We start from the raw sequence: 16,473 nt of genomic DNA, 5'->3' as shown, positions 1-16,473 counted from the left end.
GCGGCGGCTGGAAAGATTTGTTGCGCCTTATGAACTAGACCGCCGCAACACCTGCATAGCCGCCCACCATCTGCAGGAACTCACCTTCGGAAATGACTTCGATGGGCTGGCCACGGTCATGAAGCTCCAGGACACGGCGTGCCTTACCGGTTAGCCTTCCGGACCTGAGGTCGGAGGCCACGAACCCGTCGCCCACCACCAGCACCGTAGTGCGGGCGGTCACGCGGCTTTCCGGACGGGCACCGAGCTCGGCCGAGCGCACTTTGGCCTCTGGCCGCGCCATGGCCAGTTGGCCCGTGAAGACCACCGTCTGGCCGTACAGCGGGTGGGAGGGCTCGGCGTCGATATTGGGGAGCGGGTTGGCACCCTCTTCGGGCCAGCCTGACATAAAAGGGCGCACGGGCGCTCCGCTGCGGCCGCCCGCAGCAGCGGACAGTGCGGCGAGGCTGGCTTTGGAAAGGTCATCGCGTGCGGGGTCGAACGCGTCCTGACGGGGCAGCTCCAGGCCGAGCGAGAGGTAAAGCTCGGCGATGCTGTTGGCGTTGTTCCGGGCAGCGATGTCGATCAGAATGCCGGCGCACGCACGGGCATCCTCCGCGGCGTCGTGGTGGTTGACCAGCGGAACACCGGCTTCCTCCGCGGCGAACGGCAGTGAATTGGAAACCAGGGAGTAGCAGCGTCTGGACAGCATCACTGTGCAGACATACTCGTAGGCCGGGCCCGCCAAGCCTGAGACTTCCAGGCCGGAACGGATCACACCGAGGTCAAACGCGGCGTTGTGGGCCGCCAGTATGTCACCGCCAATAAAGGCACCAATTTCCGGAAACAGCTCACCGAAGCGGGGAAGGCCGGCAACGTCCTCGGAGCGGATGCCGTGGATCCGGACATTGTGGTACTCAAAGTGGTCGTGGTTGGCCGGTGGCCGCATCAGCCACGACGCTTCATCCACAACACGCCCGCCCCGGACCTTCGTCAGTCCCACTGCACACGGCGAACCCCGGAAGCCGTTAGCCGTTTCGAAGTCGATCGCCGTAAAGTCCAGTCCCACGGCCCATACTTTACCGCCGGACCAAGCCGTTCCCTTGTCACCAGGGCGGCCCTGTCGTGGATATCACCTGACCGACGCCAGTGCTCCAGAACTGGTCAAGTACCCTAAGTAAGTGAACTTTCATGCGATCAGCGACTTTGCCGTGCCCATGCTGGGCGGTGCGGGACCCATCCAGCCTCAGCTGGCTTCGTTCCTGCCCGACTGGCTGAACCCCGACGTCTTCCTTCGGGACTCCCCGCTCGGACCGTGGGTAGTGCTGGTGGTCTGCGCCATCGTGTTCGCCGAAACCGGCCTGCTGGTGGGCTTTTTCCTGCCCGGCGACTCGATGCTGTTCACCGCCGGCCTGCTGGTATCCACCGGCGCCATCAAGTTCAACCTGTGGGGCATGTGCGGGCTGATCATTGTGGCCGCCATCCTGGGCAACCAGGCCGGATACCTCATTGGGTCCAAGGCCGGCCCGGCCATCTTCAACAAGCCGGACTCCAGGCTCTTCAAGCGCGAGAACGTGGAGAGCGCCCACGCGTTCTTCGAAAAGCACGGCGGAAAGGCCCTGATCCTGGCCCGCTTCGTCCCCATCATCAGGACCTTCGTGCCTGTCATTGTGGGCGTAGCCCAGATGGACAAGCGTAAATTCTTCCTCTACAACGTCATCGGAGCGGTGCTGTGGGGCGGCGGCGTTACCCTCCTGGGTGCCTGGCTTGGCCAGTTCAGCTGGGTGGGCAACAACATCGACATCATCTTCATCGCGATCGTGCTCGTCTCCGTGGTCCCGATCGGTATCGAAGTCCTCCGGGGAATGTCGGCGAAGCGCCAGGCAGCCCACTTCGGCACGGATCCCGTGGACGAATTCATCGAGGAGCATGAGCCCCACGAGGAACGCAAGACCAACCTGGACTGAGGACACCAGGCACAAACTCCGGGAGATGATTAAGGGAGCCACACAGGCGTGTGGCTCCCTTAATCGTCTGAGGTACGGCGAAACCTATTGGCGGCCCAGTGCCTCGACGATCGCCGGCAGGAGTGCCCGGAAAGCCTTGCCCCGGTGGCTGATGGCGTTCTTCTCTTCCGGAAGGAGCTGGGCGCAGCTGCGGTCCTCGCCAACAGGCTGCAGGACGGGGTCGTAACCGAAGCCGCCGTTGCCCCGCGGCTCGCGCAGCAGGATGCCTTCAAGCTGGCCGTACTCCACGACCTCCTGGCCAGTGCCGCCCAAGGAAGGAACGGCGAGCGCCGCGGCGCAAACGAATGCCGCACCGCGGTGCGCGTCCGGCACGTCCGAGAGCTGGTCCAGCAGGAGCCTGAGGTTGGCGGCGTCGTCGCCGTGCCGCCCGGCCCACCGGGCGGAAAAGATCCCCGGTGCCCCGCCCAGGACGTCCACGGCCAGGCCGGAATCGTCGGCGATGGCCACCAGCCCGGTGGCCTCCGCCACGGTCCTGGCCTTCAGGAGCGAATTTTCGGCGAACGTCACGCCGGTTTCGACGACGTCCGGGGCACCTGCCGCCGCCGCGTCCACCACTTGGGTGTCGACGTCGAGCCCGGGAACCTGCCCGCGCAGGAGTTCGCGGAGTTCCCGGAGCTTGCCCTTGTTGTGGGTGGCGAGCACAAGCCGGGGCGCCGCCCCGTGCTGTTCCACACCGTCTGGAGAAGAGGCGCCGGGGGCAGCCAAGCTCACAGGGAGTCCGCGAGGGTTTCGCGCTGAATCGCCGCCAGCTGGGTGGTGCCGAGGAGGGCCAGGTCCAGCAGCTGGTTCAACTCGTCACGGTCGAAGGGTGCGCCCTCGGCCGTGCCCTGGACTTCGACGAACTTCCCGGATCCGGTGACCACTACGTTCATGTCGGTTTCGGCGCGGACGTCCTCCACGTAGGGCAGGTCCAGCATGGGCACGCCGTCGATAATGCCTACGGAAACGGCTGCGATGGTGTCCACGAGGGGCTGGGCGTTCCGGGCGATCAGCTTGTTCTCGCGTGCAAAGCGGATGGCGTCGGCCAGGGCCACGTAGGCCCCGGTGATGGCGGCTGTTCGGGTTCCGCCATCGGCCTGGAGCACGTCACAGTCCAGCACGATGGTGTTCTCGCCCAGGGCCTTGGTGTCGATGATGGAGCGCAGCGAACGGCCGATCAGCCGTGAGATCTCGTGGGTCCGGCCGCCGATTTTGCCCTTGACCGATTCCCGGTCCGAGCGGGTGTTGGTTGCCCTCGGAAGCATGGCGTACTCGGCCGTCACCCAGCCGCGGCCTTCCCCCTTGAGCCAACGCGGCACACCGGCGGTCAGCGAAGCCGTGCACAGCACCCGGGTGTTGCCGAACTCGATGAGGGCCGAACCCTCTGCCTGCTTGGACCATCCGCGGGTGATGCTGATGGGGCGGAGCTGGTCGGGGGCGCGGCCATCGGCACGCACTACGGGCACTGCAGTTGCTTCAGAAGTCATGCCTTTAGCTTATCGACTCGCCGGATAGCGATCCGCCGCGCAGCGAACTGGAGCGCCAAGGGAGTCAGATTGTGTAATGCACGCCGGCCACGGCCACTGCCACGTGCTGCCCAAACACTTCTTTTGCTTCAGCCATAACCTTGCTCGGCGAGGTCCACACCGGGATGTGTGTGAGCAGGAGCCTGCGTGCCCCCGCAGCGGCTGCCGCCTCGCCCGCACGCTTGCCGGTCAGGTGCACATCCTTGATGGCGTCGTCGCGGCCTTCCTCAAAAGCGGCCTCACAGAGGAACAGGTCCGCGTCCTTCGCGGCCTCCTCCAGGCCGGTACAGGCGTCGGTGTCCCCCGAATACGTCAGGACGCGGCTGACAGGGTTGCCTTCCTTGTCCGGTTCCGTGACGTCCACACGGAGGGCGTAGGCCTCCTCCACCGGATGGTTGACCCCGAACGGCGTCACGGTGAACGGGCCCACCGTGACGGGCTTGCGTTCAGTCCAGTTGGTGAAGTCGAATTCCTCGTGCATCCCCGGATCCAGGTCCAGTCCGTATGCCGTGGCCATCCTGTCCGCCGTGGCGGCGGGACCCCACACCGGGATCCGCCCGCGCCCCCAACCGCCTGGCTTCCAGCGGACAGCCACATGCAGGCCGCAGAGGTCCATGCAATGGTCCGGGTGCAGGTGGCTGAGGAAGATGGCGTCGATGTCCTCGAGATCGGTGTAGCGCTGGATGGCACCAAGGGCTCCGCTGCCCAGATCCAGCACGATCTTCCACGTCCGCTCACCGTCATGGGCGGTCAGGAGATAGCACGACGCCGGCGAGCCGGGGCCGGGGAACGAACCTGTGCAGCCCACGATGGTCAGCTTCACTGGGCCGGACCTCCGGCACGGTGGGCGCCCACAAAGTTGGAAATCCGCTGGCCTGTGCCGCCGGAGCGGGCAGTGGCACGCTGGGCGGCCTCGATCATTTCCGGTGTGATGCGGGCCAGGCTTCCCGTGGGGTACTGGGCGGCCACATGGTCCACGTGCTGGACGGAGAGGACTTCCGGGCCCAGGAATCTGCGGGCCAGCGTCTCGAACTGGGCGGCGTCTCCGGTGGCAATGAAGTGATGCTCGGGCGGCGCCGCAGTGGTGCGCTGAAGGTCGTGGGTCACCAGCGCCCGGTACACGTCCTTGGCTGTTTCCTCGGCGCTGGACACCAGGGTCACGCCGTCTCCCATCACAAAGGAGATGACACCGGTCAGCAGCGGGTAGTGCGTGCAGCCCAGGACCACGGTGTCCACGCCTGCGGCCTTCAGCGGGGCCAGGTACTCCTCCGCGAGGGCGAGCAGTTCCGGACCGGTGGTGATGCCGGCTTCGACGTAACTGACGAACCGGGGACAGGCCACTGAGGTGATGGCGAGGTCCGGGGCGGCCGCGAAAGTGTCCTCGTAGGCGCGGGACCCCACGGTGGCTGAGGTTCCGATGACGCCGATCCGGCCGCTGCGGGTCGCCGCTACGGCGCGGCGGACCGCCGGCTGGATCACTTCGATGACGGGGATGCCGTACTTCGCGGTGTAGCGTTCGCGGGCGTCCCGCAAAACAGCGGCCGACGCCGAGTTGCAGGCGATGGTGAGCAGCTTGACACCGGAGTCCACCAGTTCGTCCATCACACCCAGGGCGTTCGCCCGAACTTCGGCGATGGGCAGCGGCCCGTACGGCCCGTTGGCAGTGTCGCCCACATAGAGGATGGACTCATTGGGAAGCTGGTCGATGATGGACCGCGCCACGGTCAAACCGCCGACGCCCGAATCAAAGACGCCGATGGGGCGGGATCCCACCAGGCCGGCGCTGTTGCTGGCTGCGGACTCCCGTGCTGCTGCGGCGGCCGGGTCCATGCTCGAGGCTGTTGTCATGATTATTCGAGGATAGGTCTTCCCTGCGGCCGCAGCCATCACATTGTGGCGCCCCACTCATGTCGAATATGTCACAGTGGGGCCGCGGCGGATGGATCGGCGGACGGCAGGCCAGCAGGTCAGGCGCGTGAATCCAGGGACTGAAGCATGGCCTGCACCAGGGACTCCTGCAGCCAGGTGGTGAAGTTGTACACCAGCGCGAGGTAGCTTTCCACGTCCTCCGCCTGGGACCAGTCCTGCATCAGGTGGACGTGCTCGGCGTCTTCTTCGTCCCGGATGTCCAGGCGCTCTGCCAGAACCAGTCGGACATCGTTCAGCGCCATGGACCAGTGCCTCGCCCCGTCCGCGGTCAGGACGATGTCGTCCTTGTCCAAATCAAGTGCCGCAGCCCGCAGCGCGCCGATCTTGGTTTCGCGCAGCGAGCGCTCGGTGAGCTGCCGGAATTCCAGGGACGCGCCGTCGTCGTCCTTCATCACGTTGGGCAGCAGCCGCTTAACCGCGCGGTCGGTCGGTTCCTGAACATCCATGTCCAGCCCGATCAAGGCCGCGAGCGGATCCTGGCTGGTGTCGTCGGCCGGCTGGAGCATGGAGATGACATCGCCGATCAGGCTGCGCAGCAGTTCACGTTCGGCCGGCTCCAGGAACCCGGTGATGCCTTTGAGTCCGTACTTGAATGCCTTAGCCACGTTTCCCCTTGCCCTGCCCGGACCCGCCGGATTTCCCCGAGTTCCTGGATTTTCCATCGTGTCCGCCAGTGGCCTTTTCCACGGTGGCCCACAGCCCGAAGCCGTGCATGGCCACGGCATGGCGCTCCACCTGTTCCTTGCTGCCGTGGGCAACGATGGACCGGCCCTTCTTGTGGACCTCCATCATGAGCTTGTTGGCCTTGCTCTCGGAGTAGCCGAAGTAACTCTGGAAGACGTAGCTGACATAGCTCATCAGGTTGACGGGATCATTCCAGATCACCAGGTTCCAGGGGATGTCCGGCGCGGTCAGGGAGTCTGTGGACGACTCTGTACCGGTCCGGGTGCCCTCCCGTGTAGCGGGGCCGGGCGCAACGCTTAAGCTCATCTGTCCATTCTATGGGGAGGAGGGGCCCACCCCGCGAAGCGAAGCGAGACGTGGGAGCCGGTGGGTGGGCCCACGCTGGCGAGGGCCCCGCGGCGAAGCGAAGCGAGACGTGGGAGCCGGTGGGTGGGCCCACGCCGGCGAGGGCCCCGCGGCGAAGCGAAGCGAGACGTGGGAGCCGGTGGGGACTAGAGTGAATTTTGTGAGTACCTCTGCCGGCTGGGACCATCCCCGCACGTCCCTGTACACAGACCACTACGAGCTGACCATGCTGCAGGCATCGCTCCATTCGGGCGCCGCGCACCGCCGGTCGGTTTTCGAGGCCTTCGCGCGGCGGCTGCCGGACGGCCGGCGGTACGGGATTGTGGGGGGCACGGGCAGGCTTCTGGAGGGCATCGCCGACTTCCGTTTCGGCGAGGCTGAACTCGATTTCCTGGACCGCACGGGCGTGGTCAACCAGGACACCCTGGACTACCTGGCGAATTACCGGTTCAGCGGTGATATCTGGGGCTATCCGGAGGGCGAGGCGTACTTCCCTAACTCCCCCATCCTCATTGTGGAGTCCACGTTCGCCGAGGCCTGCATGCTCGAGACCTATGTGCTGTCCGTGCTGAACCATGACTCCGCCATTGCTTCAGCCGCATCGCGGATGATCACCGCGGCCGGCAACCGGCCCTGCATCGAGATGGGCTCCCGGCGCACGCATGAGGAGTCGGCAGCGGCCGCCGCCCGGGCCGCCGTGATCGCCGGGTTCCACAGCACGTCCAACCTCGAGGCAGGCATGCGCTACGGCATTAAGACCGTGGGTACCGCCGCCCATTCCTTTACGTTGCTCCATGACACCGAGCGGGACGCCTTTGAAGCGCAGCTCGCGTCACTCGGGGTGGGCACGTCCCTCCTGGTTGATACGTACGACGTCGAAGCGGCCGTGCGTGCCGCCGTCGAGCTTGCCGGCCCCAAACTGGGCGGCGTCCGGCTGGACTCCGGCGACCTGGTGGCGCAGGCCTCCTGGGTCCGCCAACTGCTCGACCAGCTGGGCAACGAACACACCCGGATCATGGTCACCTCTGACCTGGACGAATTCGCCATCGCTGCACTGCAGTCCGCGCCCGTGGATTCGTACGGGGTGGGCACATCGCTGGTGACAGGTTCCGGTGCGCCCACCGCCAGCATGGTCTACAAGCTGGTGAGCCGCACGGATGACGACGGCAACTTCGTCCCGGTGGCCAAGGCGGCCAAGAACAAGACCAGCATGGGCGGCCGGAAGTATGCACTCCGCAAGCTCAATGAGCGCGGCATCGCTACCCAGGAAATTGTGGGCATCGGCCACCGGCCCGACGATGACGGGAACGACCGGCCGCTGCTCCAGCAGTTCGTGAAGAACGGTGAACTGCTGCCCGGCTGGACGGGGCCCGAAGGTGTGGTCCGGGCTCGGCAACGGCACGCCGACACCATGGCCGAACTGCCACCGGTGGTCAACCGCCTGCAGCGCGGGGAGCCTGCCATCCCTACTCTTTATGAGGAGAACTGATGTCCCGCGCCCTGATCATCGTTGACGTGCAGAACGACTTCTGCGAGGGCGGCTCCCTCCCTGTGGCCGGCGGCGCTGACGTGGCCGGGGCAATCAGCGAATATGTGGATGCCCACCACACTGAGTTCGACCACATCGTGGCCACCCAGGACTGGCACATCGATCCCGGCGCGCACTTCTCCGAGACGCCCGACTTCAAGGACAGCTGGCCGCCGCACTGCGTTGCCGGCACCCGTGGCGCGGAGCTCCACCCTGATCTGGACACCGAGTACATCCAGGCCTATTTCCAGAAGGGCCAGTTTACGGCGGCCTATTCCGGCTTCGAGGGCCTGCTGGCTCCCGAGGACGCTGTGCCTACCGGTGACCGCCAGCCGGGCTCCCTGCCCGCCGATGCAGACACTTTCGCGCCCGCAGAGGATGCGATCGGCCTGGATGACTGGCTGCAGAGCCATGATGTGGAGGACGTGGTGGTGGTGGGGATTGCCACTGACTACTGCGTCATGGCAACGGCCCTGGACGCGGTCCAGGCCGGCTACTCGGTGACGGTATTGCGGTCGCTGACCGCGGGGATCGCCGAGGACCTTGACGACGCCGTCGCCGAGATGGAGCTCGGCGGGGTGGACGTCGCCTGAGTCCGGCTTAACTAAAAGGGTGGCCCGGCGCTGTTGCGCCGGGCCAACCGCATTTAAGTCCACTGCTACTCCAGAAAGCTGCTACTTCCGGCCGATGAACCAGTCCTGGAGCTTCCGCAACCTCGACTGCAGCTGCTCCTCGTTGGCCTGGGCCACAGGCGGGCCGCCGCAGACGGTCCGCAGCTTGGTGTGCACCACACCGTGCGGGGTCCCGGTCCGGGCCGACCAAGCAGCCACGTTTTTCGCCAGTTCGTTGCGCAGGTCCATCAGCATCCGGTGGTCCGGGATGGCCGGAGCAGCGGGCGCCGCTTCAGCCGCCGGTGCGCGCCGGTTTTTCCGGTTGAGCTGATCGTGCTGGCGCTGGCGCAGCAATGTACCCACCTGTTCGGCGTCCAGGAGCCCCGGGATCCCCAGGAAATCAAGCTCATCTTCGGAACCCACCTCGCCCCCGGTGCCGAACTCGCCGCCGTCGAACAGCACCCGGTCAAAGGAAGCCTGCGAATCGAGGGCCTCGAACTTGCCCTTGGTGAGGCTGTCCGATGCTTTGTCCTCCCGGTTGGCCTCGGCCATCAGGGAATCCTCGGGATTGAAGAGGCCGTCGCTGTCTTCTTTTTCGGGGCGGTCCAGCGCGTGGTCGCGTTCCATTTCCATGGAGTTCGCCAGCGCCATCAGCTGCGGCACCGACGGCAGGAAGACCGACGCCGTCTCGCCACGCTTCCGGGCGCGCACAAAGCGTCCCACTGCCTGGGCGAAGAACAGCGGCGTGGAGGTGGACGTCGCGTAGACGCCCACGGAGAGCCGGGGTACGTCCACGCCTTCGGACACCATGCGGACGGCAACCATCCACCGCTTCTCGCTGGCGGTGAATTCCTCGATCTTCTCCGAGGCCTTGGCGTCGTCGGAAAGGATCACTGTGGGTGACTCGCCGGTGATCCGCTTCAGCTGCCCGGCGTAGGCCCTGGCGTCCTCGTGGTCCGTGGCGATGACCAGCCCGCCGGCATCCGGAACCGAACGCCTCACCTCACTCAGGCGCTTGTCTGCTCCGGCCAGGACCGCGGGGATCCATTCACCTGTCGGATTCAAAGCCGTCCGCCAGGCATGGGCGGTGATGTCCTTGGTCACCGCCGCTTCGCCGAGGGAGGCGGCCATTTCTTCACCGGCGCTGGTGCGCCACCGCATCTGGCCCGAGTAGGCCATGAACATGACCGGGCGCACCACATGGTCACGCAGGGCGTTTCCGTAGCCGTAGGTGTAATCCGCCTTGGAGCGGCGGATGCCGTCGCGGTCCTCCGCGTACTCCACAAAGGGGATGGGCGAGGTGTCGGAGCGGAACGGGGTACCCGTCAGGGACAGCCGCCGCGCCGCCGGGTCAAAGGCTTCACGCAGGCCGTCGCCCCAGGAGAGTGCCTCGCCGCCGTGGTGGATCTCATCGAGGATCACCAGTGTGCGGGCCGCCTCGGTCTTGGCGCGGTGCAGCATCGGCTTGCTGGCCACCTGGGCGTAGGTCACTGCCACGCCAATGAAGCCGCGGCCGTGCTGGCCGTCGGAATTCTTGAAGTTCGGGTCGATGGCGATGCCCACTTTGGCGGCAGCATCGGCCCACTGGCGCTTCAGGTGGTCCGTGGGTGCCACAATGGTGACCCGGTTGACGGTCCCGGATTCAATCAGCATGGACGCCACGCGCAGTGCGAAGGTGGTCTTACCGGCGCCGGGCGTTGCTACGGCCAGGAAGTCCCGGGGTGAGGCTGCGAAATAGAGGTCAAGGGCCTGCTGCTGCCAGGCACGGAGTTTCGGGGCGGTTCCCCAGGCTGCACGTTCCGGATAGGCCGGAGGCAGGGCGGGGCCGCCAAAGAGCGTCTCCGTCACTACTTGTTGTTGCCTGAGTCCCCTCCGGGACCCTTGCCGCCGTCGTTGCCCGGGCGGAGGCCATCATAAACCTCTTTGCACATGGGGCAGACCGGGAACTTCTGCGGATCCCGGCCCGGCGTCCACACCTTGCCGCAGAGCGCAATGACGGGCTCGCCCGTCAACGCGGACTCCATGATCTTTTCCTTGCGGACGTAGTGCGAGAAGCGTTCCCGGTCACCGGGCTCCACTTCCTGGCGCAGTTCTTCGCGCTCAATGGTGGCCGTGGACGTTCCAGCCCCGGAAAGCTCGCGCATCGGGTCGTTTTCGAGAGGGTCCGTCATGCTAGTCATGGCATCCATCTTAGCGTCCCGGGACGGTGGACGTTCGACGCCGGAGGTGCCGTTTTGCCCGCACCGCACCAGCCGCCGTCGGCCGTTACCGCTTAATCCGCGGGTGGGCGCCCACGGGAGTGTGGCAAGTGTTACAACCCCTGCCAGGAGGGCTTGTGATCGTAAGTGTGCCGGTAGAAGTCGGCGAGTTTCAGCGACGACGCCGCGGCCTCATCCACGAGGATGGTGGCGTGCGGGTGGAACTGCAGAACCGAGGCCGGGCAAATCGCGGAGACCGGCCCTTCCACGAAGTCGCGGACCGCCCGCGACTTCTGCGCCCCGGTCGCCACAAGCACAACATGGCGTGCCTCAAGGATGGTGCCGAGCCCTTGGGTCACCACGTGGTGGGGAACGTCGGCAAGGCCGGCGAAGAACCTGGCGTTGTCGCGGCGGGTCTGCTCGATCAGGGTCTTGATGCGAGTCCGGGAAGCGAGCGAGGAACCTGGCTCGTTGAAGCCGATGTGGCCGTCGGTCCCCACACCCAGGATCTGCAGGTCCACGCCTCCCGCCGCCTTCATCCTGTCCTCGTAAGCCTGGCATTCCGCCGGGAGATCGGCCGCGGAGCCGTCCGGGGTGTGCACGTTCTCCGGGCGGATGTTCACCCGGCTGGTGAACTCGCGCATGATGACCTCCCGGTACGACTCATGATGCCCGGGCGCCAGGCCCACATATTCATCCAGGGCAAAGGCGTGCGCGGCGCTGAAGTCCAGCCCGCGCTCGTGCCGGGCAGCCAGTGCGTCGTAGACCGGAAGCGGTGAGGACCCGGTAGCCAGCCCTAGGACGGCGTAGGGCTTGCGTCGGAGCAGGGCCTCGACGGCGTCTGCCGCCAACTTCCCGATCTGTTTGCTGCCTGGGAGGATGACAACTTCCACTGGTGGCCGCCTTTCTGGGGTTCTGTTGTCTCGTGTCCAGCCGGATCAGCGGTTCACGGTCAGCTGGGCCAGGAGTTCGGGGCCGCGGGCATCGAGCCACTTTCCACCCAGCCGGATGCCTGCCGCAAACAGCGCCAGTCCCAGCACCGGGCCGACGGCCAGGTTTGCCCACCCGAAGACGGCGTTGCCGGTGACCGTCTGGGCGATCAAGAGCCCCACCTCGGGCAGGACCAGCAGGGCAAGGATACCCATCCCGGCAAACTGCACCGCCATGGTCTGGCCCACGTTGCCCGGGGGTTTCTTGAACGGGCTGTCGCCGGGCAGGGGAACGACCACGGTGTAGCGGGCCGACACCACCGATGACAGGCCCAACCCCGTGAACAGGATGCCCAGGCTCAGGCCTACCTGGCCGGGCAGCGCTTCCCAATCGCCGGTAAAGAAGTACTGGCCCACCGCGAGGATCAGCACCACTGGCAGCCCAAAGGCCAGGCATGCCAGCGCCCGGCCCAGCCGGTCGTCAACGCCCCGGACGCCCGTGGCCAGATGCAGGGCAAACGCTGTGTTGTCATAGGAGACGTCGGCGGAGATGGACCAAGCCAGCAGGAAAGCGGCCATCGGTGCCGCGATAGCCAGCACTCCGAAATCACCGGACTGGCTGCCTTGGAAGGCGAGCAGGATGGGCAGCAGTGGGACCACCACGAGGGAGCCGGAATAGCGGGGATCGCGCAGCCAGTAGGTCAGCGCCCGCGCCGTGATGGCTCCGGCGGGGGTGGCCGGCAGGAGGCCGAACAAACCCAGCTTTCCGCCCTTGCGGCTCCCGCTGCCGGCGTAGGGCGGGTTGACCAGGGCCCGTTCAAGGAGCAGTTTCCAGCACCAGGCCAGGACTGCGAGGGTTGCGACGGCGATCAGGAGTTTCAGTGCTGCCGCTCCTGGGCGCCCCGCGGCCACGTCGCCGCCGAGGGACCAGGTGGCACCCAGAGGGGTCCAGGACAGGGTGGCGGCCAGGTCCGGCAGGAAGCCGGTGGAGGCGGAGATGCCTCTCCCTACGCCGGCCAGGATCGGTCCCATCAGGACCAGCGGGATCATGAACGCAATGGCGCTGACGTCCTTGAAGCGGCGCGACGACGCCAGGCTGGCGGTGGCGGTGGTGACCACCTTGGACAGGACAATGCATGTCAGAACGCCGACGGCGGCGCCCGCCAGCGCGGCGACCGCAGGGAGGGGGCCACGGGCCCAGGTCCATACGGTGGCTAGCGCCGTGAGCGCGGTGGCTGCCCCGGGGATGCCGATCAGTCCGCCGAGCGCAAGCCCCGTGAGGAGCTGGCGCATGGGGATGGCGGCAGTGGTGAAGCGGGCAGGGTCCAGGGTCAGGTCCGCGGCGGACGCGACCACCGGGATGAGGCCCCAGCCCAGGAGGGCCGCCGCGCCGCCCAGCACCACCACAGTGTGTGCCAGTTCCGGCTCGGCACCGCGCAGCAGGATCAGGGCCACCACCAACGTACCCACCAGCCCCAGGGCGTAGAGTCCGCCCAGGGCCATGCCCACCAGCTGCCACGGGCTCCGGCGGAGGCCATTGCGAAGCAGGATCAGCTTCAGCCTCAGAAGGTGCGCAACCATTCCAGGCCTTCCGTGTGGCTGCGTCCGCCCACGAGCTGGACGAACCTTTCCTCCAGGGAAGCGCCTGCGCGGACTTCGTCCACGGTCCCGGCAGCCAGCAGCCTGCCGGCAGCCACCACAGCAACGTGGTCGCACATGCGCTGGACAAGGTCCATCACGTGGCTGGAGACGATCACCGTGCCACCCGAGGAGACGTAGCTGTCCAGGATGGAGCGGATGTTGGCCGCCGAGACGGGGTCAACGGCTTCGAAAGGCTCATCCAGCACCAGCAGCCGCGGGGCGTGGATCAGCGCCGAAGCCAGGGCAATTTTCTTGGTCATGCCGGCCGAGTAGTCCACCACCAGCTTCCCGGCGTCCGGCGCCAGGTCAAGGGCTGACAACAACTCCCCCACTCGGGAGGCCACCACGTCCCTGTCCATGCCACGCAACAACCCGGCATAGGTGACCAGTTGCTCGCCCGTGAGCCGGTCAAAAAGCCGTACCCCGTCGGGGAGGATGCCCATGAGCTTCTTGGCTTCCAGCGGCCTGGCCCAGACATCAACGCCATGGACTACGGCCGTGCCGAAGTCGGGCCGCAGCAGTCCCGTGGCCATCGACAGCGTGGTGGTCTTACCGGCGCCGTTGGGTCCCACAATGCCGAAGAATGAGCCGGCCGGGACGTCGAGGCTGATCCCGTCCACGGCAATCTTTTCACCGAACCGCTTGGCAAGCCCGCGGATGGACAGAGCTGGGACCGGGCCGGCGGGTGGCACCGGGGCGGGTAGCGGAGCAGTCATACCGCCAGCCTAGTCCCGCAGCTTCCCTGACGGGGTCCTCCTGAAGGAGTAGTAAAGGAGGCGTAGGACTGCTTGGTCGGCGAACCGGGCCGAATGTTGCACGCGCAGCATCCGATGGGCAGATGGTGGACGTGGCGGCCCTGGCAGCCAGTAGTTCCAGGATGCTGGCTTCCAACTGCGTGTCCATCGTGTCCCCGGGCATGCCGTCAGGGGACTTCGCCGCTTTGCGCTGTGGATGGGCCATTACGCAGGCGGCAGTCAGAACGAATGCCGGGGCACGGCACGCTCATACTGCGGGGCCCACTTGATGTCGTGGCCCAGCTCGAAGGCCGCCCGAAGCCACCAGTGCGGGTCGCGGAGGGCTGCCCTGGCGATAAACACCCCGTCCGCCTGGGCGGTGGCCACAGCATGTTCGGCTTGCCCGGCGGAGGTCAGGAGCCCCACGGCGCCGGTGGGAACCCCGGTTTCCCGGCGGATGCGGGCCGAGAACCCGGTCTGGTAGCCGGGACCCGGCTTAATCTGCTGGTGGGCAACTGCTCCGCCGCTGGAGACGTCAATGAGGTCCACACCGTGTTCCTCCGCCTGCTTGGCCAGGCGCACCGACGCCCCGATGTCGATCCCGTTTTCTGCCCAGTCGGTGGCGGAAATCCGCAACAGCAGCGGCATGCCGTCCGGGATGACCGCGCGGACGGCATCAACGACGGCGAGCGTCAGGCGGTTGCGTCCGGTTTCGTCCCCGCCCCAGGAGTCGGTCCGGGTATTGATCAGGGGGCTCTGGAACTGGTGCAGCAGGTAGCCGTGCGCGCCGTGGATCTCCAGGGTGTCGAACCCGGCGCCGACTGCCCGCACGGCAGCCGCTGCAAAGTCGTTGATAACCTCCTGGATCTGGTCCTCGGTCATCGCGGCGGGCTCGGCATATCCGTCAAACGCCGACGCCGACGGCCCCACAGTGGTCCAGCCGCCGTCGGATTCCGGCACGCTCCCCCGCTGCCCGGAGAACGGCCAGTAGGTGGACGCTTTGCGGCCCGCGTGCGCCAGTTGGACCCCCATTTTCGTGTCCGCAACACCGTGGCGGTGCACAAAGGAGTTGATCCGTGCCCAGGCCTCGGCCTGCTCGTCGTTGTAGAGCCCGGCGTCCCGGGGACTGATTCGGCCTGCCGGGTTCACGGCTGCAGCCTCGGTGAGGATCAACGCAGCGCCGCCTACGGCGAAGGCGCCCAGATGCATCAGGTGCCAGTCGTTCGGGACCCCCGGGGCGGCGTCGGGATCGCAGCTGTACTGGCACATGGGAGAGACCCAGCCACGGTGGGTCAACTCCAGCGACCGGAGCTTGAGCGGCTGGAAGAGCGCGGACACCTAGAACAGCACCCTGGCCAGGCCCTGCCGTGCCTTGGCCACCCGATCGTCATGCGTGCCCACCACGTCGAAGAGTTCCAGGAGGCGGACGCGGGCGGTCTCCCGCTCGGGACCGAAGTTCCGCCCGATGAAGCTGACCACACGGTTTAGGGCGTCCTCCACATGACCGCCGGCCACGTCCAGGTCCGCCACGCTGAGCTGGGCATCAAGGTTGTCGGGTTCCTCCGCCGCCCGGGTGCGCAGGGCCTCGGTATCCTGAGCGGAAAGCGGCTGCAGGCGTGCCATCAGCTCCACCTGCGCCAGGCCCGCCTTGGCTTCGGCATCCGCGGGCATTTCCAGCAGGGCCTGGCGGTAGGCCACTGCGGCTGCCGCGTAGTCGCCCGCTTCGATGGCGTCGAAGGCGGCTTGGTGCAATGGCGGAAGCGGCGCCGGTTCGGCAACTGCGGGTCCGCCGGCCCCGAGGCTTCCCGTCACGCCGTTCGCGGCGGCCACTTTGAGCAGTTCATCCAGCAGTGGCCGGATCTGGGCTTCGTCGGCACCCCCCTGGAAGAGCGGCACTGGCTGGCCCTTGATCACTGCCACGGCGGTGGGGACGGCCTGGACCTGGAAGGCCTGCGCCAGTTGCGGGAACGCATCGATGTCCGCGGTGCCGAGCACCAGCCGGCCCCCGTAGCTGTTGATAACCCGCTCAAGCGAGTCAACCATCGATGCTGATTCCGGCGAATAGGCGGCCCAGAGTGCGAAAACCACCGGCACCTGGGCAGAAAGCTCCACGAGCTCCTGGAAGTTTCCTTCGGTGACGTTGACCCGCAGCGGCGCGGCCCCCGTATCAGCAGTTCCGTTGGTGGCGGTTGCGTTGGCGGCAGGGGCAGCGCCGGCGCCCCCCGGGACTGCCGGATTGCCGGCAGCAGCGCCCGGCGCCGGGCGTTGCTTAAGGGATGAAAGGTCGACGGCGCCACGCAGGTTAAGCAGGCTGGCAGCGGCTGGAGGGACTGGGCGGGAAGCTGGCGAACTCATGCTTTCCA

At 66.7% G+C, this 16,473-nt stretch carries 18 protein-coding genes; 3 read left to right on the top strand and 15 right to left on the bottom strand.

The annotated features are described in order from the left end of the window. Nucleotides 1-34 precede the first annotated feature (34 nt). On the bottom strand, nucleotides 35-1,048 hold the full coding sequence (locus AB4Y73_RS05300) for an exonuclease domain-containing protein (RefSeq protein ID WP_441869475.1): 1,014 nt from the start codon (nucleotides 1,046-1,048) through the stop codon (nucleotides 35-37). A gap of 127 nt (nucleotides 1,049-1,175) precedes the next feature. Between AB4Y73_RS05300 and AB4Y73_RS05295 the strand changes: the two genes are divergently transcribed. After that, nucleotides 1,176-1,946, top strand: a complete 771-nt coding sequence (locus tag AB4Y73_RS05295) for a DedA family protein (RefSeq protein WP_441869807.1) — start codon at nucleotides 1,176-1,178, stop codon at nucleotides 1,944-1,946. Nucleotides 1,947-2,030: 84 nt separating this feature from the next. Here the strand turns inward: AB4Y73_RS05295 and rdgB are convergent, their stop codons facing one another. The 6 genes from rdgB to clpS form a co-directional block, all read right to left on the bottom strand. Then, nucleotides 2,031-2,717: an RdgB/HAM1 family non-canonical purine NTP pyrophosphatase gene (rdgB, locus tag AB4Y73_RS05290; protein WP_441869472.1), complete on the bottom strand. Its 687-nt coding sequence runs from the start codon at nucleotides 2,715-2,717 to the stop codon at nucleotides 2,031-2,033. Next, the gene (gene rph, locus AB4Y73_RS05285) at nucleotides 2,714-3,472 is read right to left on the bottom strand and encodes a ribonuclease PH (RefSeq protein ID WP_441869469.1); all 759 of its coding nucleotides are present in this window, start codon (nucleotides 3,470-3,472) and stop codon (nucleotides 2,714-2,716) included. Before rph ends, rdgB begins: the two co-directional genes overlap by 4 nt. A 64-nt stretch (nucleotides 3,473-3,536) precedes the next feature. Continuing rightward, on the bottom strand, nucleotides 3,537-4,334 hold the full coding sequence (locus AB4Y73_RS05280; protein ID WP_441869467.1) for an MBL fold metallo-hydrolase: 798 nt from the start codon (nucleotides 4,332-4,334) through the stop codon (nucleotides 3,537-3,539). Continuing rightward, nucleotides 4,331-5,398, bottom strand: a complete 1,068-nt coding sequence (gene murI / locus AB4Y73_RS05275) for a glutamate racemase (RefSeq protein ID WP_441869804.1) — start codon at nucleotides 5,396-5,398, stop codon at nucleotides 4,331-4,333. Before murI ends, AB4Y73_RS05280 begins: the two co-directional genes overlap by 4 nt. An 80-nt stretch (nucleotides 5,399-5,478) precedes the next feature. Further along, nucleotides 5,479-6,045 carry a DUF2017 domain-containing protein gene (locus AB4Y73_RS05270; protein WP_441869464.1) on the bottom strand — a complete coding sequence of 189 codons (567 nt, stop codon included), beginning with the start codon at nucleotides 6,043-6,045 and terminating at the stop codon, nucleotides 5,479-5,481. Further along, nucleotides 6,038-6,430, bottom strand: a complete 393-nt coding sequence (clpS, locus tag AB4Y73_RS05265; protein ID WP_441869461.1) for an ATP-dependent Clp protease adapter ClpS — start codon at nucleotides 6,428-6,430, stop codon at nucleotides 6,038-6,040. The genes AB4Y73_RS05270 and clpS overlap by 8 nt, the downstream gene beginning before the upstream one ends. 199 nt (nucleotides 6,431-6,629) lie before the next feature. Here clpS and AB4Y73_RS05260 point away from each other — a divergent pair, with 199 nt between their 5' ends. Further along, entirely contained in the window at nucleotides 6,630-7,958 is a 1,329-nt protein-coding gene (locus AB4Y73_RS05260; RefSeq protein ID WP_441869459.1) for a nicotinate phosphoribosyltransferase, read from the top strand. After that, a complete protein-coding gene (locus tag AB4Y73_RS05255) occupies nucleotides 7,958-8,590 on the top strand; it encodes an isochorismatase family protein (protein ID WP_441869457.1) in 633 nt (210 codons plus the stop codon). Before AB4Y73_RS05260 ends, AB4Y73_RS05255 begins: the two co-directional genes overlap by 1 nt. 81 nt (nucleotides 8,591-8,671) lie before the next feature. Here AB4Y73_RS05255 and AB4Y73_RS05250 read toward each other — a convergent pair whose 3' ends face one another. From AB4Y73_RS05250 to AB4Y73_RS05215, 8 genes are all read right to left on the bottom strand, one after another. Beyond that, nucleotides 8,672-10,456, bottom strand: a complete 1,785-nt coding sequence (locus tag AB4Y73_RS05250) for a DEAD/DEAH box helicase (RefSeq protein WP_441869454.1) — start codon at nucleotides 10,454-10,456, stop codon at nucleotides 8,672-8,674. Beyond that, on the bottom strand, nucleotides 10,456-10,797 hold the full coding sequence (locus AB4Y73_RS05245; RefSeq protein WP_441869451.1) for a DUF3039 domain-containing protein: 342 nt from the start codon (nucleotides 10,795-10,797) through the stop codon (nucleotides 10,456-10,458). Before AB4Y73_RS05245 ends, AB4Y73_RS05250 begins: the two co-directional genes overlap by 1 nt. A gap of 122 nt (nucleotides 10,798-10,919) precedes the next feature. Continuing rightward, on the bottom strand, nucleotides 10,920-11,699 hold the full coding sequence (nagB, locus tag AB4Y73_RS05240) for a glucosamine-6-phosphate deaminase (protein ID WP_441869448.1): 780 nt from the start codon (nucleotides 11,697-11,699) through the stop codon (nucleotides 10,920-10,922). Nucleotides 11,700-11,744: 45 nt separating this feature from the next. Beyond that, entirely contained in the window at nucleotides 11,745-13,316 is a 1,572-nt protein-coding gene (locus AB4Y73_RS05235; protein WP_441869445.1) for a transporter, read from the bottom strand. Then, complete coding sequence (locus AB4Y73_RS05230) at nucleotides 13,298-14,092, bottom strand: ABC transporter ATP-binding protein (protein WP_441869442.1); 795 nt, start codon at nucleotides 14,090-14,092, stop codon at nucleotides 13,298-13,300. The genes AB4Y73_RS05235 and AB4Y73_RS05230 overlap by 19 nt, the downstream gene beginning before the upstream one ends. Next, a complete protein-coding gene (locus tag AB4Y73_RS05225; RefSeq protein ID WP_441869801.1) occupies nucleotides 14,007-14,279 on the bottom strand; it encodes a DUF3253 domain-containing protein in 273 nt (90 codons plus the stop codon). The genes AB4Y73_RS05230 and AB4Y73_RS05225 overlap by 86 nt, the downstream gene beginning before the upstream one ends. A gap of 71 nt (nucleotides 14,280-14,350) precedes the next feature. Continuing rightward, nucleotides 14,351-15,448 (bottom strand): NADH:flavin oxidoreductase/NADH oxidase, encoded by a 1,098-nt coding sequence (locus AB4Y73_RS05220; protein WP_441869439.1) that lies wholly within the window; start codon nucleotides 15,446-15,448, stop codon nucleotides 14,351-14,353. Then, complete coding sequence (locus AB4Y73_RS05215) at nucleotides 15,449-16,465, bottom strand: co-chaperone YbbN (RefSeq protein WP_441869436.1); 1,017 nt, start codon at nucleotides 16,463-16,465, stop codon at nucleotides 15,449-15,451. Nucleotides 16,466-16,473: the final 8 nt, after the last annotated feature.

The organism is Pseudarthrobacter sp. TAF60_1 (assembly GCF_052113505.1).
Classification (GTDB): Bacteria; Actinomycetota; Actinomycetes; order Actinomycetales; family Micrococcaceae; genus Arthrobacter.
The sequence above is the reverse complement of the archived record's forward strand: the minus strand, read 5'-3'. Positions and strand labels throughout refer to the sequence as shown.